This window comes from Methylobacterium sp. FW102-HT35C08 (assembly GCF_058790235.1).
In genome coordinates, this window is record NZ_JBYTCL010000002.1 from 1,198,012 (window position 1) to 1,213,973 (window position 15,962).

Annotated in this window: 13 protein-coding genes; 3 read left to right on the forward strand and 10 right to left on the reverse strand. The window is 70.5% G+C overall.

Translation table 11 applies throughout. The features are described from left to right. Nucleotides 1-98 precede the first annotated feature (98 nt). The 4 genes from AC3WSN_RS05825 to ileS all read right to left on the reverse strand — a co-directional run bounded on the left by AC3WSN_RS05825 (nucleotide 99) and on the right by ileS (nucleotide 6,063). Nucleotides 99-1,508 (reverse strand): M16 family metallopeptidase, encoded by a 1,410-nt coding sequence (locus tag AC3WSN_RS05825; protein ID WP_192710059.1) that lies wholly within the window; start codon nucleotides 1,506-1,508, stop codon nucleotides 99-101. Between the two features lie 158 nt (nucleotides 1,509-1,666). Further along, complete coding sequence (locus AC3WSN_RS05830) at nucleotides 1,667-2,332, reverse strand: hypothetical protein (RefSeq protein ID WP_192710060.1); 666 nt, start codon at nucleotides 2,330-2,332, stop codon at nucleotides 1,667-1,669. Nucleotides 2,333-2,492: 160 nt separating this feature from the next. Continuing rightward, complete coding sequence (gene lspA, locus AC3WSN_RS05835; protein WP_492536713.1) at nucleotides 2,493-3,008, reverse strand: signal peptidase II; 516 nt, start codon at nucleotides 3,006-3,008, stop codon at nucleotides 2,493-2,495. An 88-nt stretch (nucleotides 3,009-3,096) separates the two neighbouring features. Further along, nucleotides 3,097-6,063 (reverse strand): isoleucine--tRNA ligase, encoded by a 2,967-nt coding sequence (gene ileS / locus AC3WSN_RS05840; protein WP_492536714.1) that lies wholly within the window; start codon nucleotides 6,061-6,063, stop codon nucleotides 3,097-3,099. A 333-nt stretch (nucleotides 6,064-6,396) separates the two neighbouring features. Between ileS and AC3WSN_RS05845 the strand changes: the two genes are divergently transcribed. Continuing rightward, nucleotides 6,397-6,666 (forward strand): hypothetical protein, encoded by a 270-nt coding sequence (locus tag AC3WSN_RS05845; protein ID WP_091776110.1) that lies wholly within the window; start codon nucleotides 6,397-6,399, stop codon nucleotides 6,664-6,666. Between the two features lie 19 nt (nucleotides 6,667-6,685). Here the strand turns inward: AC3WSN_RS05845 and AC3WSN_RS05850 are convergent, their stop codons facing one another. The 3 genes from AC3WSN_RS05850 to AC3WSN_RS05860 all read right to left on the reverse strand — a co-directional run bounded on the left by AC3WSN_RS05850 (nucleotide 6,686) and on the right by AC3WSN_RS05860 (nucleotide 10,043). Continuing rightward, on the reverse strand, nucleotides 6,686-7,639 hold the full coding sequence (locus tag AC3WSN_RS05850) for a DMT family transporter (protein WP_492536715.1): 954 nt from the start codon (nucleotides 7,637-7,639) through the stop codon (nucleotides 6,686-6,688). Nucleotides 7,640-7,752: 113 nt separating this feature from the next. Beyond that, nucleotides 7,753-8,142, reverse strand: a complete 390-nt coding sequence (locus tag AC3WSN_RS05855) for a hypothetical protein (protein ID WP_492536716.1) — start codon at nucleotides 8,140-8,142, stop codon at nucleotides 7,753-7,755. Between the two features lie 698 nt (nucleotides 8,143-8,840). Next, nucleotides 8,841-10,043, reverse strand: coding sequence for a pyridoxal phosphate-dependent aminotransferase (locus tag AC3WSN_RS05860; protein WP_492536717.1), 1,203 nt, complete (start codon nucleotides 10,041-10,043; stop codon nucleotides 8,841-8,843). Between the two features lie 189 nt (nucleotides 10,044-10,232). Here AC3WSN_RS05860 and AC3WSN_RS05865 point away from each other — a divergent pair, with 189 nt between their 5' ends. Together AC3WSN_RS05865 and AC3WSN_RS05870 are read left to right on the forward strand one after the other, a co-directional pair. Beyond that, the gene (locus AC3WSN_RS05865) at nucleotides 10,233-11,258 is read left to right on the forward strand and encodes an LLM class flavin-dependent oxidoreductase (RefSeq protein ID WP_492536718.1); all 1,026 of its coding nucleotides are present in this window, start codon (nucleotides 10,233-10,235) and stop codon (nucleotides 11,256-11,258) included. Between the two features lie 106 nt (nucleotides 11,259-11,364). After that, entirely contained in the window at nucleotides 11,365-12,396 is a 1,032-nt protein-coding gene (locus AC3WSN_RS05870; RefSeq protein ID WP_192710067.1) for a fumarylacetoacetate hydrolase family protein, read from the forward strand. Nucleotides 12,397-12,564: 168 nt separating this feature from the next. On the opposite strand, the gene cysN is transcribed toward AC3WSN_RS05870, so the two are convergent. From cysN to AC3WSN_RS05885, 3 genes are read right to left on the reverse strand one after another with little or no spacing between them, the layout of a single operon-like run. Next, a complete protein-coding gene (gene cysN / locus AC3WSN_RS05875; RefSeq protein WP_492536719.1) occupies nucleotides 12,565-13,971 on the reverse strand; it encodes a sulfate adenylyltransferase subunit CysN in 1,407 nt (468 codons plus the stop codon). Beyond that, nucleotides 13,971-14,930, reverse strand: coding sequence for a sulfate adenylyltransferase subunit CysD (gene cysD, locus AC3WSN_RS05880; RefSeq protein ID WP_492536720.1), 960 nt, complete (start codon nucleotides 14,928-14,930; stop codon nucleotides 13,971-13,973). Before cysD ends, cysN begins: the two co-directional genes overlap by 1 nt. Further along, on the reverse strand, nucleotides 14,927-15,751 hold the full coding sequence (locus AC3WSN_RS05885; RefSeq protein ID WP_492536721.1) for a phosphoadenylyl-sulfate reductase: 825 nt from the start codon (nucleotides 15,749-15,751) through the stop codon (nucleotides 14,927-14,929). The genes cysD and AC3WSN_RS05885 overlap by 4 nt, the downstream gene beginning before the upstream one ends. Nucleotides 15,752-15,962 lie beyond the last annotated feature (211 nt).

Sequence of the window (15,962 nt, forward strand, 5' to 3'; positions counted from 1 at the left end):
CGTGTCTTCTCTCTCGGGCGACGGCGGAGCAGGCCAAAGCTCCCGTTCGGCACGTCCCGAAGCGGGCCCGGAACAGGCCCGCCGGGACGCGGCCGGGGCTACTCGGCGGCCATCGCAACCGGGGCGTCGGAATCCTGCGCCTTCGTCAGGTAGCCGGTGACCGAGCGGGCCGGCGTCAGCCAGTGCTCGGCGGCGCTCTTGAGGCGATCCTGCGTCACCGCCTCGATGTCGGTCGGCCAGCGGCGGACCTCCTCGATGGTCTCGCCGATCGCCAGCGCCGAGCCGTAGATGCGGGCGAGCGACGACTGGCTGTCGGACGAGTAGACGGTCTCGGCGACGAGGCGGGTCTTGGCGCGCTCGATCGCCTCGGCATCCAGGGCCTCCGCGGGGGCGCGGCGCAGCACCTTGTCGACGGCTTCTTCCAGCTTCTCCAGCGGCACGCCCTCGGCGGGAACCGCGTAGACGGAGAAGCGCGTGTCGTCGATCGCCGAGCCCATGTACCAGGCGCCGGCATTCACCGCGAGGCCGGTCTCCATGACCAGCTTCCGGTAGAGGTAGGAGGTGGAACCGCCACCCAGAACCTCGGCGAGCAACTCCAGGTCGTGGCAGCCGCCGTCGCGGGCGGTGATGCAGGAGGGGGTCAGGTAGAGCCGCTGCAGCGTCGGCTGCTCGACCTTCGGGTCGGCGACGGCGACGCGGCGCAGGGCCTTCGGCTCCGGCTCCCGCGCCCGGAGGCGCTCGGGCCGGGCGCCCTGGGGGGTGACGCGACCATAGGTGGTCTCGGCAAGCCGCCGGACCTCGTCCGGCGTGACGTCGCCGGCGACCACCAGGATGGCGTTCTCCGGCGTGTAGAAGCGCTTGTAATAGGCCAGCGCGTGCTCGCGGTTCAGGCCCTCGATCTCGTGCATCCAGCCGATGATCGGGATCCCGTAGGGATGGTGCACGAACAGCGAGGCCGCCATCGCCTCGGAGAGCTGGGCCGACGGGTCGGTCTCGACCCGCATGCGGCGCTCCTCCAGCACCACGTCGCGTTCCGGCGCCACCACGGCGTCGTCGAGGACGAGACCGCTCATGCGATCAGCCTCGAACGCCATCATGGTGCCGAGATGGTCGCGGGCGACCCGCTGGAAATACGCGGTGTAGTCGTAGCTGGTGAAGGCGTTCTCCTGGCCGCCGAGGCCCGACACCGCCTTCGAGAAGGCGCCCACCGGGTGCGTCTCGGTGCCCTTGAACATCAGGTGCTCAAGGAAGTGGGCGATGCCCGACTGACCGAGCGGATCATCGGCCGAACCGTTGCGGTACCAGATCATATGGGTGGCGACGGGAGCCCGGTGGTCGGGCACGACCACCACGTCGAGGCCGTTGTCGAGGGTGAAGGCCGTGACTTCCGGGCCACCCGCCTCGGACCGCCCGAACGGCGCGGCATCGCCCCGGCCGGCGCTGGCGCCGATGGGCGAGCCCGGACGCAGCGGGAAGAGGGGGGGCGTCGCCTTCCTGAACAGGTGCATTCCGCTTTCCTTCTGCCGGCCCCGGACCCGGCGTCTCATGTCGGGACGCACGCGCGAATCGAGGCCGTCCTGGTCGCCGGCGGGCAAGAACCGCACCGGGACGATCATCTCATGTTGCCATGCCGTGGCGCCGTTGCAACAGCGACACGGCGTACCGGTTACTGCTGCGCCCGCTGACGGAGGTAGGCCCCGGGATCGGACTCTTCCTTCTCGCGGCTGGCGTTGTTGATCGGGTCGTTCGATGGCGGGCGCGCCAGCTTCTTGGGCGATTGCCGATATCCGGTCGGCGGATCGGTCAGCACATCGCGGCTCGGCTCGACGTCCGAGGGCTCGGCGTTGGCGCTCTTGCCCTTGAGCAGGTCGAAGGGGCTGAGCAGGCTGTCGTCGCGGTTGTTGTCGCCGGGCTTGCGCTCGGCCTCGGTGGTCACGCTCGCGCCGGCGCGGCGGCCGCCCCGGATCTCGTCCACCGAGAGCGTGGCGTTGTTGTCGTCGTAGCGACCCCGGACCTGATTGCCCACGGGACGGCGGCGCTCGGCGGCCGCCCGCTCGCGCTCGACGATTTCGGGATCCTTCGGCCACGCGGTGCTGGTGGAGCGGGCGCGCGGCTGGGGCAGGGCCTTGCCGTCGAGCTTGGGCGGCATCACCAGCGGCGGGCGCTCGTGATAGTCGATCGGGTCCTGGCGCTTCTCCAGAAGGCCGATGCCCGACAGCGCGTCGCGCATGAACTCGCCGCGCTCCTGCGCGTGCACGGGCCCGACGGCGCAGAGCGGAGCCAGGGCCACCGCGGCGGAGAGGAGGGGACGAAGCCTGCGATGCCCGGTCATGCTGCCTCACGGGTTCCGGACGGGGCGTCCGGCTCTGGGATGACCGCGGCGCGGCCTGATCCGACGGGTCTCGGCCTGAGGCCGGTTTCCGGCGATCGTATGGCGCCTTGACTGCGTTGCGCCAGGAGGGGGATGCAGCCGTACCTGTGTGTTGCAGGGATCACAGGCGCGGCGCCGGGTCGCCCTGCGGCGGAGACGCTCTTTCCCTGCGGCTGTCCGGTGACAGGCTGTCGAGAATCAGGCCGATCACGCCCGCCACGATCGCCGCGTCGGCGACGTTGAAGACGTACCAGGACCAGCCGCCGGCATGCAGGTGGACGAAGTCGAGCACCGCCCCGTAGGCCGCCCGGTCGATGGCGTTGCCGAGCGCACCTCCGACGATCAGCCCGAGGGCGACGGCGAGGAGCCGCGAGGCGGCCCGGCGCATCCAGATGCCGAGGCCGATCGCGGCGGCCACCGACAGGGCCACGAGGAGCCAGCGGCCGAGGCCGCTCTCCTGCTGGAACAGCCCGTAGGAGACGCCCCGGTTCCAGACCACCACGAAGTCGGCGAAGGGCGCCAACCGCCAGGGCTGCGTCAGCACGAGGTCGGTGCCGAAGTAGAGCCCGAGCTTGGTGGCCTGATCGAGGATCAGGGTGAGGACGAGGGCCAGGAGGCCGGCGCGGAAGGGCGTCATCGGCGGCGCGCGCGGTCCAGGGCGATTGCCCCCTCTCCCCGCGGGCGGGCAGGGGGAACAGCGGCGCCGCCGCCGGCGTGGAACACGCTCACGCCGCGCTCGCCTCCGGATGCGCCGCATCCCACTCGCGCAGGGCCTGGGCGTCGCGGGGCGTCACCTCCGGATAGTCCGGATCGCTGCCCACGCGCGGGCTGACCCGCCAGGAGCGGGCGCATTTGCGGCCCTCGGCCGGGCTCGGCACCACCGCCACGCCGCGCACCTCGTCGAGACGGAAGGCCTCGGCCGGACCCTCGCCCGCCACCACGGTGATGTCCGAGGTGATGCAGGTATCGGCGAAGTCGCAGCCCTCGAGCGCCGCGAGCAGGTCCGGATCCGCCACGTAGACCTGCGGCGCCGCCTCCAGGCTCGCGCCGATGCGCTTGGCCGCGCGCTCGATCTCCAGGGCACCGGTGACGACCCGCCGGACCCGCCGGATCTTTTGCCAGCGCTCCGCGAGGGCAGGGTCGAGCCATGCGGACGGAGTCTCCGGCAGGGTCTGGAGATGCACAGAGCCGTCCTCGGACGGGTAGCGGTCGAGCCACGCCTCCTCGGCGGTGAAGGCGAGCACCGGGGCGAGCCAGACCGTCACCCGGCGGAAAGCCTCGTCGATCACCTGCAGCGCCGCCCGGCGACGCACCGACGAGATCGGATCGCAGTACAGGGCGTCCTTGCGCACGTCGAAGTAGAACGACGACAGGTCGCCGGTCATGAAGCCGTTGAGCAGCGCCACCACCCGCTTGGTGTCGAAGGTCGCGTAGGCCTCGCGGATCTCGCCGTCGAGCTCGGCCAGCCGGTGCAGGATCAGCCGCTCCAGCTCCGGCATATCCTTGTACGCCACGTCGTCGCCCGCGACCCGGTGGGCGAGGGAGCCCAGCATCCAGCGCAGGGAGTTGCGCAGCTTCCGGTAGGTCTCGGCAAACGTCTTGATGATCTCCGGGCCGATGCGCAGGTCGTCGGTGTAGTCGGAAGCCGCGACCCACAGGCGCAGGATATCGGCACCCGAATCCTTGATGATACTCTGCGGCGCGACGACGTTGCCCTTCGACTTCGACATCTTCAGGCCCTTGCCGTCAAGCACGAAGCCGTGGGTCAGGACGATGTCGTAGGGCGCCCGGCCGCGGGTCCCGGCGGATTCGAGCAGCGAGGACTGGAACCAGCCGCGGTGCTGGTCGGAGCCCTCCAGGTACATCACCCGGTCCTGCCCGCCGTCGCGGACGCGCGTGACGCCGGCGAGCCCCGGGAAGGCCTCCGGATCGTCTAGCACGAAGGCGTGGGTCGAGCCGGAATCGAACCAGACGTCGAGGACGTCGGTGACCTTCTCGTAGGCCTCCGGATCGTGGTCGGGCGTCAGGAAGCGCGTGGCGGCATCGTCCCGGAACCACGCATCGGCGCCCTCGGCCGCGAAGGCGTCGCGGATGCGGGCGTTGACCCGCTCATCCTTGAGGATCTCGGCGGTCTCGCGGTGGACGAAGACGGTGATCGGCACGCCCCAGGCGCGCTGGCGCGAGACCACCCAGTCCGGCCGGTTGGCGACCATCCCGGTGATGCGGTTCTTTCCTTGAGTCGGCACCCACTGGGTGTCGTCGATGCCCTGGAGCGCGACCTCGCGCAGCGTCCGGTTGCCGAGCGAATCCACCGGCCGGTCCATGGCGATGAACCATTGCGGCGTGTTGCGGAAGATCACCGGCTTCTTGGACCGCCAGGAATGCGGGTACTGGTGGCGCAGCACCCCGCGGGCGATCAGCGCCCCGGCCTCCGTCAGCGCGGCGATGACCGCCTTGTTGGCGTCGCCCTTCTCGCCCTTGGCGGTGAGCACGCGGGTGCCGGTGAAGCCCGGGGCGGCCTCGGTGAGCACGCTGTCGGCATCGACCGTGTAGGGGATGGTCGCGTCGATGCCCCGCTCGCGCAGCAGCCGGCCGTTGGCCATCCAGAGCTCGAAATCCTCGCGACCGTGGCTCGGCGCCGTGTGGACGAAGCCCGTGCCGGATTCGTCCGTGACGTGGTCGCCGTCGAGCATCGGCACGGCGAAGCCGTAACCGAGCTTCGCGAGGGGATGGTCCAGGGTGAGGCCGGAGAGCTGCGCCGGGCTCACGTCGGCCACGCGCTCGAACGCCTCGACCCGGGCGGCCTTGAACACGGTCGCGGCCAGGCTGTCGGCGAGCATGTAGGTCTGGCCGGGGGTCGCCCAGTTGTCGGCCGGCGCCTCCGTGACCCGGTATAGGCCGTAGGCGATCTTCTTGGAGAACGCGACGGCGCGGTTGCCGGGGATCGTCCAGGGCGTGGTCGTCCAGATCACCACCCGGGCCTGGGCGAGATCCCCCTCGGCACCCGACCGGATCGGGAAGGCCACGAACACCGTGTCGCTGACATGCTCCTCGTACTCGACCTCCGCCTCGGCCAAAGCGGTCTTCTCGACCACCGACCACATCACCGGCTTTGAGCCGCGGTAGAGCTGGCCGCTCATCGAGAACTTCATCAGTTCGTCGGCGATCACGGCCTCGGCCGGGAACGCCATGGTCGCGTAGGGATGGTCCCAGTCGCCGGTGACGCCGAGGCGCTTGAACTCTTCCCGCTGCACGTCGAGCCACTGGGCCGCGAAGGTCCGGCATTCCTGCCGGAACTCGATCACCGGCACGTCGTCCTTGTTGCGGCCCTTGGCGCGGTACTGCTCCTCGATCTTCCACTCGATCGGCAGGCCGTGGCAGTCCCAGCCCGGGACGTAGTTGGCGTCGAAGCCGAGGGCGGTCTGCGAACGCACCACCACGTCCTTGAGGATCTTGTTGAGCGCCGTGCCGATGTGGATGTTGCCGTTGGCGTAGGGCGGGCCGTCGTGGAGCACGAATTTCGGCCGGTTCTGCCCACGGGCGCGCAGCGTCCCGTAGAGGTCCATCTGCTTCCAGCGCTCGATGAACAGCGGCTCGCGCACCGGCAGGCCGGCGCGCATCGGGAACTCGGTCTGCGGCAGGAACAGGGTCTTGGAATAGTCGCGGGCGGGCGCGGTCTCGGGGGCGGTCATCGGGTCTCGCATCGGCGGTCGGGCCGGCGGCAGGCCGGCGGATTCGGGTCAGGCGGCAGGAGGATCCCGGACCTCCGCGCGGCCGCGCCGAAGCGGGCCCTCAGGCGGAGGCCGGGCCGGTAATTCGGATCGGGCGGCCGGGGCCGCGCAGGGCGCGCGAAGCGTGCATGACGCGTTCTCTATCAGCCGCTCCGGCCCGAGGCCAGCGGAAGCGCCGATCACGCAGATGCGAGCCGGGATGAGACCTTTCGGCCCCTGAACCGTTGATGGGCACGCCCTTCGCCCCGGAACAGGGGGCGGAGCAGACCCAGATCGACTCACGGGAGTAGACCCATGAAGAAGCTTCTAATCGCGACCCTCGCCCTCGCGCCCATCGCCTTCGCGGGTGCCGCGCAGGCCCAGGGCACGGCCCGCGGTGCGCAGCGCGGCGTCGAGGACGGCTCGGCCGCGGCCGGCCCGGTGGGCGGTGTCGTCGGCGGCGCGGTGGGCGCGGCCACCGGCACGGTCGGCGGCGTGCTCGGCACCGATCCGGACCCGGCCCGGCGTGCCCGTGAGAATCGTCGCGAGGAGCGGATGGAGCGCCAGGAGCGCCTCGGCCGCTGATGGGTTCCGGCCGGTCGCCTCAGGCGGCCGGCCGGGCCTCCCGGCGGATCGTCTCCTGCGCCAGGAGATAGAGGCCGGATCCGACCACGATCATGGCGCCCGCGACCGTCCAGCGGCTCGGGACGTCGCCGAACAGCAGGAAGCCGAGGGTCACCGACCACAGCAGCTGCGTGTAGATGAACGGCGCCAGCACGTTGGCCGGGGCCCGGGCATGGGCCATCACCAGCAGCCAGTGGCCCAGAGTCCCGAACAGGGCAACCCCGAACAGCAGCGCCCAGTGGGTCAGGCTCGCCGGGCTCGTCCAGATCCAGGGCAGGAGCGGGGCCATCAGCGCGAGGCCCGCGAGCCCCGTGTAGAACATGGTCGTGGCGGTCGAATCGTAGGCCGCGAGCTTGCGCGTGATGATCGCGTAGAAGGCGTAGACCACGACGTTGGCGACGCAGAGCAGAGCGGCCGGATGCATCCCGCCGACGCCCGGCCGCACGATCACCAGCACGCCCAGGAAGCCGACGCCGATCGCCGCCAGCCGCGCCCGCGACGACCACTCGCCGAGCAGCGGCCCGGCCAGCAGCGCCACCGTGAGCGGCGCGGCGAACTGGATCGAGATCGTCTCGGCGAGCTGCAGGTAGCGTAGGGCCAGGAAGTTCAGCGCCGTGGAGGCGAAGAGCAGCAGGGAGCGCGCGATCTGCAGCGGCAGGCGCCGGCTTTTCACGACGCCCGGCGTGCGCACGGGGTTGATGAACAGCGAGATCATGGCGACGCTCGCGGCGTAGCGCATGAAGGTGGTGACCAGGGGGTCGACGCCGGCCCGCGCCAGAGTCTTGCCGCAGGCGTCGAGGCTCGCGAAGAAGGCGACGGCCCCGCACATCAGGGCGATGCCGATAATCCGCCGGCGGCCGGCGAGGTCGGCCTCCGGATCGCAGCGCGTCGCGGCGATGTCATCGCGGACGGAGGTCGCGACCTGCGTGCTCATGCCTGACCAATCTCGGTAGAGACCGAATTCCTGCCACGTCTCGTGCCGCCGAGGTATCGGCCGTCACGCAGAGGAACCATGCATCCGGCACCGCCATCCCGCCGAAGGAGGGTTCACCGCCTGGCGGGGGCCCTCTCGGCCGAGGCGGTCTTGTCAGCGGAAGCGGTCTTCTCCGCGGACGCGGTTTTGGTCGCTGCCTTGGCGACCTTGGGCTTCGGCGGCGTCGCGCCGGCGATCAGGGCAGCCAAGTGCGATTGATCGAGCCCCGATGCGGCGCGCGGGGCCGCCACCGGAGTCGGCGCGACCGCGGCCGCACGCTCGACATGGCGGGGCTCGATGGAGCCCGTCGCGACCGGGTCCGGAATGCTGGCGGCAACCGGGATCGGCGTCGGAGACTCGCGCTGTACGCGCAAGGTCCAATGAGCGGCGGTGGAGAGCGCGGCGATGCCGAGGATCGCCTTGATGCCACCGGTAAGCAGGGCTCGCATGGTCGTCAGGCCCAAGAGAACGCAGTTACGCCGAACCGGATCCCCGGCTCTGACGCATCATCGCGCGGGAGCGTGAATGAAGCCGCAACCGCGCCGGTCCGGCTTGTCCCGGAACGGGGCAGTTCCCGGAACGCCGCGATGGACGGGTTCACCGGCTATCGAAATGCGGAATCTGTGTGGGCCTTGCGCCGGATCCGCGGTTCCTGTTCCCCGCGCTCCCGACACTCCTGCAGCGACTCGGCCCACTGAGCCTCACAGGAACCGCCCAGAGAACTGGTCCGGACCGCCCCGTCACTGCCGACCCCGCCGCCATGCAGGCCCGAGCGGGCTCGCGAAACCTTCAGGCGCATCGGCCGCTGGGGACCGCCCGTGTAGAGGGTGACAGCCGAGCCGGCAACAGAGACGGAATCATTTCAGCGACCCCCGCGGCGAAGCGTATCAGCGCGGCCGCGGCGGTCGAACACACGCTGTCTTTCCGGGGCGCCGCAGGCGAGCCCGGAATCCAGAACCTCTGATGGCTCGGGCTTAGCACCGTCGGCAGGTCTGGATTCCAAGCCCTGCTACGCAGTCCCGGAATGACGGGTCTGTCTTTCGACGCTGCGGCCCGGTCTCAGCGTCCGGGGTCCTCATGTCTTTTAGGTTCGTTACTCCCCACCCGCGAGCCTGACGGCGCCCGCGGGTGGGAGATCGTAAAGCGATCCGTCCGGGTCGACTTATCGCAGCGAGCCGCAGAAGCGCTGGATGCGCCGGCAGGCCTCCTCCAGCACCGCGTTGGACGTGGCGTAGGAGATGCGCAGGTTCGGGCCGAGCCCGAAGGCCGAGCCGTGCACCGCGGCCACGCCCTCGGCCTGGAGCAGCTCCATGACGAAGTCCTCGTCGGTCTCGATGGTCTTGCCGGCCTCGGTCCTCTTGCCGATCAGTGCCGCGCAGGACGGATAGACGTAGAACGCGCCCTCGGGCGTCGGACAGGTCAGACCGTTGGTCTGGTTGAGCATCGATACGACGAGGTCGCGCCGCTCCTGGAAGGCCGCGCGGAACTTGGCCAGGTGGTCCTGCGGCCCGTCGAGGGCGGCGACCGCGGCCCATTGCGCGATCGTGCTGGCGCCGGAGGTCTGCTGGCCCTGGACGAAATCCATCGCCTTGACGAGCTTCTCCGGCCCGGCCGCGTAGCCGATGCGCCAGCCGGTCATGGCGTAGCCCTTCGAAACGCCGTTCATGGTCAGCGTCCGCTCGATGAGCTGCGGCTCGACCTGGGCCGGCGTGACGAACTCGAAATCGCCGTAGGTCAGGTGCTCGTAGATGTCGTCGGTGAGGATGTGCACGTCCGGGTAGCGGAGCAGCACGTCGGTGAGCGCCTTCATCTCGGCGCGGGAATAGGCGGCGCCGGACGGGTTCGACGGCGAGTTGAGGACGATCCACTTGGTCTTCGGGGTGAGCACCCGATCGAGCTCCTCCGGCTGGAGCTTGAAGCCGTGGTCCATGTCGGTTTCGGCGAAGACCGGCGAGCCGCCGCACAGCCCGACCATCTCCGGATAGGACACCCAGTAGGGGCGGGGGATCACCACCTCGTCGCCGGGGTTCAGGGTAGCGAGGAACGCATTGTACAGCACCTGCTTGCCGCCGGTGCCCACGATGGTCTGCGAGACCTTGTAGTCGAGCCCGTTCTCGCGCTTGAACTTGCGTACGATCGCCTCGCGCAGGGGCGCGATGCCGGAGACCGGCGGGTAGCGCGTCTCGTTCCGGTGGATCGCCTCGATCGCGGCCTGCTTGATGTGCTCGGGCGTGTCGAAATCCGGCTCGCCCACCGACAGGCTGATGACGTCGACGCCGGACGTCTTCAGGTCCCGGGCCTTCTGGGTCATCACGATGGTCGCGGACGGCTTCACCCGCGAAAGGACGTCGGCGAGGAGAGCCATGGCGTGCGATGCTCCGGAATGTCGAGGTCGGGCGCCGCCTCTTCGCGGCGTGGCGGACCCTAGGCCCGGGACGCTGAGCCGGCAAGGCGGGGCGCGGCACGAACCCGAATCTCGCGCCCAGCGTGCGGCGCAGGTCTCTCCTACGCGGCCGCTCTCGCTTTGCGGGATCGTCGTTACCAGATCCTACCCATGACACCGCTCTCCGTCCTCGATCTCTCCTTCGTCAGCGCCGAGTCCACCCCGGCGCAGGCCTTGCACGACACCCTGGCGCTCGCCCGCCACGTCGACGGCCTCGGTTACCGGCGCTACTGGCTCGCCGAGCACCACGCGCTGCCCAACGTGGCGAGCCCGGCCCCCGAGATCATGATCGGCCAGATCGCCGCCGCGACCCGCAACCTCCGGGTCGGCTCGGGCGGGATCATGCTGCCGAACCACGCGCCGCTGATGGTGGCCGAGCGCTTCCGGGTGCTGGAAGCCCTGTTCCCGGGCCGGATCGATCTCGGCCTCGGCCGGGCTCCCGGCACCGACGGCCTCACGGCCCGGGCGCTGCGCCGCCGCGAGGCCACGGGGGAGGGCGGCGGTGACGACTTCCTCGACCGCCTGCAGGAGTTGCTGTTCTGGGACGGCGGCTTCCCGGAAGGCCATCCCTTTGCGCGGATCACCGCGAGCCCGGCGGACGTCCCGCTGCCGCCGATCTTCCTGCTCGGCTCCTCGGATTACAGTGCCCGACTCGCCGGCGAGATCGGCTGCGGCTTCGGCTTCGCGCAGCACTTCTCCGGGATGCCCGCGGAGCCGCCGATGCTCGATTACCGCCGCGGGTTCCGGCCGACACGCCTCGGCACGAAGCCCCACGCGATCCTGGCGGTGGCAGCGATCTGCGCCCCCACCGACGCGGAGGCCGAGCGGCTGGCGTCCAGCGCGCGGTTGGCGACGCTGCGGCGGGAGCGGGGCGAGTACCGGCCGCTGCCGAGCCTCGCCGAGGCGCTGGTCTACCCGTATTCCGACGGCGAGCGGATGCAGATCGAGCGCGGCCGCGACCGCCTGCACGTGGGCGGCCCCGAGACCCTGCGGGCCCGGCTCGCCGACATGGTCGCGCGCACGCAGGCCGACGAGCTGATGATCGTCACGGCGATCCCCGACCAGGCGGCGCGGCACCAATCCTACGCGCTGCTGGCCCAGGCCTGGGGGCTCGGCGCCGCCTCACAGGCGGCCTGAGCCGTCACCCGTCGCCCACTTCAGGCCCTGGCGGCGCTGCCGCCGGCCGTGCAGGCTCCGATCGGACCAGGCCCGCGCGAGACGGGCAGACCGGAGGAGACGCAGCATGGGCAACCGACGCGAATTCCTGACCGTCACGGCCGCGGGGCTCGCCGCAGCGGCGGCGCCGGCCCGGGCGGCCGAGGAGCGGACGGCGGCGCCGAAGACCGCGCCGGCGGGTATGCCCGCGCCCTTCGGCATGCCCCGGGACATGATCCTCATCAACATGCGCCGCGGCGACGCCTATACCTTGGGCGTGAAGATGGCCGACACGGTGCTCGACGTCGCCGCCGCCGGCCGTGCCCTCGGGATGCCGGTTCCCACCGACATGGACGACCTGCTGCAGAACGGGCGCGGCCCGGCCTTGCGGGCGCTGATCGACGCAGTCGAGGCCGCCCCCGATGGGCGCTTCATGCTGGCGGAGAGCGGCATCGCCTACGGGCCGGTGGTCACGCGGCCCGAGAAGATCATCATGATGGGCTTCAACTACCGCCACCACGCGGAGGAGACCGGCACGCCGATCCCGAAGGATCCGCCGCTGTTCAACAAGTACAACAACGCCCTGAATCACCACGGCGGCACGATCACGCTGCCAACCCAGGCGGCGCGCGAGTTCGACTACGAGACCGAGCTGGTCCTGGTCTTCGGCCGGGAATGCCGGAACGTCTCCGAGGCGGACGCCCTCGATTATCTCGCCGGCTACTGCACGGGCAACGATTTCAGCGCCCGGGATCTCCAGACGCTGACCTCGCAATTCATGATCGGGAAGACGTCCGACGGGTTCGCGCCACTCGGCCCCTACCTGGTCACCGCCGACCGGGTGAAGGACCCGAACAATCTCAAGCTGAAGACGCTGGTCAACGGCCAGGTGCGCCAGGACTGGAGCACCAACGACATGATCTTCAACTGCCGCCAGCTGATCAGCTTCGCGTCCAAGGTGATGACGATCAAGCCGGGCGACATCTTCTACACGGGTACCCCGCAGGGGGTGATCTTCGGCGAGAAGATCCCGCGCAAGGACCGCGCTTGGCTGAAGCCCGGCGACGAGGTGGTGTCCGAGCTGGAAGGTCTGGGCGCGCTGCGCTTCAAGCTGGTCTGAGGCGAGCCCGGATCGCGCCGGTCCGCTGGCGACGCCGTCATCCCGGGGCCGCGCAGCGGAGCCCGGGATTCAGACGCGCCGACGCACCAAGGCCTGACTGCTGCGGCGGCTCTGGATTCCGGGCTCGCCTGTGGCGACCCGGAACGACGGTGCGGGTGCGGCCGATCCTCAGCGCCCGAACAACCGTCCAAGGCGGGCAAGGAAACCGCCGCCTTCCGCAGGCTTCGCACCGGCCGCGGCCGCCTTGGGAGCCTCCGCCTTCGGCGCCAGGACCAGCCCGAGGGCCGCCGTGTCGGTGGTCTCGCGGTCGATCAGGATCAGGCTGCCGGTCTCGCGGTTCTCCGCGTAGGCGTCGATCGCCACCGCCCGGTCGAGGCGCAGGCTCACGTCGGCGATGTCGTTGGCCGACAGGCGCTCGGCCGGGCCGGGCTTGCCGGTCTCGGGATCGATGCGCGAGACGATCCGCTCCACGGTCGCGGTTACCGTGGCGGTGCCGATCTTGGCGAACAGGCTCGCGCCCGGGCTGAGATCCGTCTCGGCGGCCCAGAACAGGCGGGCGTCGAGGGTTTCTGTGACCCGCATCGGCGCGTCGGTGGCCACGATCACCTGCCCGCGGGAGGCGTCGATCTGGTCGGCGAGCACCAGGGTCACCGACTCGTCCTCGCCGGCCTCGGGCAGGTCGCCGTCGGCGGTGTAGATCCGCGCCACCGTGGAGGTCCGGCCGGAGGGCTGCACCGTTACCGAGTCGCCCGGCCGCACCCGGCCGCTGGCGATCCGACCGCTGTAGCCGCGGAACTCGGAATTCGGCCGGTTGACCCACTGCACCGCCATCCGGAACGGCGCGTTGAGCGCCTCCGCGTGGACCGGCACGGTCTCGAGGTAATGGAGCAGGGTGCCGCCCGTGTACCAGGGCGCCGCGACGCCCGCGTCCACGACGTTGTCGCCGTTCTTGGCCGAGAGCGGGATCGCCTTGACCTCGGCGAAGTTCAGCCCGCGGGCGAAGTCCGAGAACCCCGACACGATGCCGTCGAAGGTGCCCTGCGCCCAGCCGGCGAGGTCCATCTTGTTCACCGCCAGCACGACGCGGCGGATCCCCAGATTCGACACCAGCAGCGCGTGGCGCCGGGTCTGGCGGGTCAGGCCCTGGCGGGCATCCACCAGGATCACCGCCACGTCGGCCGTCGAGGCGCCGGTGGCCATGTTGCGGGTGTACTGCTCGTGGCCGGGCGTGTCGGCCACGATGAAGGAGCGCCTGTCGGTGGAGAAGAACCGGTAGGCGACGTCGATGGTGATGCCCTGCTCGCGCTCGGCCTGGAGGCCGTCGACGAGAAGCGCGAGATCCACCTCCTGCCCCTGCGTTCCGTGCTTGCGCGAGTCGCGCTGGAGCGCCGAGATCTGGTCGTCGAAGATCTGCTTGGTGTCGTGCAGGAGCCGCCCGATCAGGGTCGACTTGCCGTCATCCACCGAGCCGCAGGCGATGAAGCGCAGCACCGCCTTGTTACGGTGGGCGGTCAGGAAGGCCGCGTAGCCGGCGGCGCGGTCGCCGAAGGCGTTGGGGGCTTGGTGCAGCGTCATCAGAAATAGCCCTCCTGCTTCTTGCGCTCCATGGCGCCGGCCCCGTCCTTGTCGATCACCCGGCCCTGGCGCTCCGAGGTGCGGGCGGCGAGCGTCTCGCCGATGATCTCGGGCAGCGAGGCGGCGTCGCTCTCCACCGCCCCGGTCAGCGGGTAGCAGCCGAGCGTGCGGAAGCGGACGAGGCGCTGCTGCGGGGTCTCGCCGGGCTCGAGCGGCAGGCGCTCGTCGTCGACCATGATGAGCTGGCCCTCGCGCTCGACCACCGGCCGCTCCTTGGCGAAGTAGAGCGGCACGATCGGAATATTTTCCTGTTCAATGTAGAGCCAGATGTCGAGTTCGGTCCAGTTCGACAGGGGGAAGACCCGCAGGGATTCGCCGCGCTTCTTCTTGAGATTGTAGAGGTGCCAGGGCTCGGCGCGCTGGCGCTTCGGGTCCCAGCGGTGCTGCGCGGTGCGCAGCGAGATGATCCGCTCCTTGGCGCGGCTCGCCTCCTCGTCGCGGCGGGCGCCGCCGAAGGCCGCATCGAACTTGTGCTTGTCGAGCGCCTGCCGCAGCGCCTGGGTCTTCATCACGTCGGTGTGGACCTCGGAGCCGTGGCTCACCGGCCCGATGCCGCGGGCGAGCCCGTCCGGGTTGGTGTGGATCAGCAGGTCGAGGCCGAGTTCCTTCGCGCGGGCGTCGCGGAAGGCGATCATCTCGCGGAACTTCCAGGTCGTGTCGACGTGGAGCAGCGGGAACGGCAGCCGCCCGGGCGCGAAGGCCTTCAGCGCCAGATGCAGCAGGACGGAGGAATCCTTGCCGATCGAGTAGAGCATCACCGGGTTCTCGGTCTCGGCGACCGTCTCCCGGAAGATGTGGATGGCCTCGGCCTCCAGCCGCTTGAGGTGGCTGAGGCGGTCGGCGGCCTGTGCGGGCGTTGGGGCGCTCGTCTGCACGGCAGCGTCGAGGGCGGCGCTCATCGGGCGAACTCCGGCTGGCGGGCTGTCTGAGTCGGGGTGGTCTCGAACGCGGCGGCCTCCTGGCCCGGCTGCACCGACGCCGCAGGGTGTGCAACTTGGCGTCCGACGTGCAGGCCGCATTCCTTCTTGTCTTCCTGCTCCCACCACCAGCGCCCAGCGCGCTCCGGCTCGCCGAGCTTCACCGCGCGGGTGCAGGGGGCACAGCCGATTGAGGGAAAGCCCCGGTCGTGCAGGACGTTGTAGGGGACGAAGCTGTCGCGCACGAAGCTGTCGACCTGCGCCCGGGTCCAGTCGGCCAGGGGGTTCAGCTTGATCAGGCCGCGCGCGGCGTCGAATTCGGCGAGCGGCGTCTCGGCGCGGTTTGCGGACTGGCCGGCCCGCAGGCCGGTGAGCCAGCCGCTGGCGCCTTCGAGCGCGCGGCCCAGCGGCTCGACCTTGCGGAAGCCGCAGCAGGCCTGCCGCGCGGCGACCGATCGGCGGAAGCCGTTGATGCCCTCGGTCCGCACGAACGCCTCTGCGGCCGCGCGCTCCGGCGCGTAGGCCGCGATCCGGATGCCGTAGGCCGCTTCGGTCTCGGACCACGTGTCGTAGGTCTCGGCGAACAGGCGGCCGGTATCGAGGGTGACGATCTCGACGCGGCCCTTCGCGAGGCCCGCCATGGCCAGCGCGTGGGTGAGCGCCTGATCCTCGACGCCGAGGCTCGTCGTGAAGACGAGACGGCCGGGGATCTCGGCGGCGATCCGATGGAGGCGGCCTGGAAGGTCGAGCCCGGACAGCTGCTCCGCAAGAGCCTCAGCCGTCTGTTGGTCCGGACGGGTCATCGCGACATGTCCCGGGGGTTCGCGTGATGGAAAGGGCACGGCGCACGCCGGCCCTGTTGTCGAACGGTCGAAATGTTCGCTATACCGAACGAAGTCAAGGTGCTTCGCCCCGCTTGCCGGGCCCCAGCGTCGGGGCAACTGTGCGGTTGCGCACAGCGATCCACACCGGTGGCCGGCGGTCAGGATAAAAAATTCTTCTTATCCACACCGG

Bases quoted from the DNA above. Each gene is read 5' to 3' on its own strand.
- AC3WSN_RS05825 (WP_192710059.1), bottom strand. From the start codon at position 1,508: ATGCACCTGTTCAGGAAGGCGACGCCCCCCCTCTTCCCGCTGCGTCCG.
- AC3WSN_RS05830 (WP_192710060.1), bottom strand. From the start codon at position 2,332: ATGACCGGGCATCGCAGGCTTCGTCCCCTCCTCTCCGCCGCGGTGGCC.
- lspA (WP_492536713.1), bottom strand. From the start codon at position 3,008: ATGACGCCCTTCCGCGCCGGCCTCCTGGCCCTCGTCCTCACCCTGATC.
- ileS (WP_492536714.1), bottom strand. From the start codon at position 6,063: ATGACCGCCCCCGAGACCGCGCCCGCCCGCGACTATTCCAAGACCCTG.
- AC3WSN_RS05845 (WP_091776110.1), top strand. From the start codon at position 6,397: ATGAAGAAGCTTCTAATCGCGACCCTCGCCCTCGCGCCCATCGCCTTC.
- AC3WSN_RS05850 (WP_492536715.1), bottom strand. From the start codon at position 7,639: ATGAGCACGCAGGTCGCGACCTCCGTCCGCGATGACATCGCCGCGACG.
- AC3WSN_RS05860 (WP_492536717.1), bottom strand. From the start codon at position 10,043: ATGGCTCTCCTCGCCGACGTCCTTTCGCGGGTGAAGCCGTCCGCGACC.
- AC3WSN_RS05865 (WP_492536718.1), top strand. From the start codon at position 10,233: ATGACACCGCTCTCCGTCCTCGATCTCTCCTTCGTCAGCGCCGAGTCC.
- AC3WSN_RS05870 (WP_192710067.1), top strand. From the start codon at position 11,365: ATGGGCAACCGACGCGAATTCCTGACCGTCACGGCCGCGGGGCTCGCC.
- cysN (WP_492536719.1), bottom strand. From the start codon at position 13,971: ATGACGCTGCACCAAGCCCCCAACGCCTTCGGCGACCGCGCCGCCGGC.
- cysD (WP_492536720.1), bottom strand. From the start codon at position 14,930: ATGAGCGCCGCCCTCGACGCTGCCGTGCAGACGAGCGCCCCAACGCCC.
- AC3WSN_RS05885 (WP_492536721.1), bottom strand. From the start codon at position 15,751: ATGACCCGTCCGGACCAACAGACGGCTGAGGCTCTTGCGGAGCAGCTG.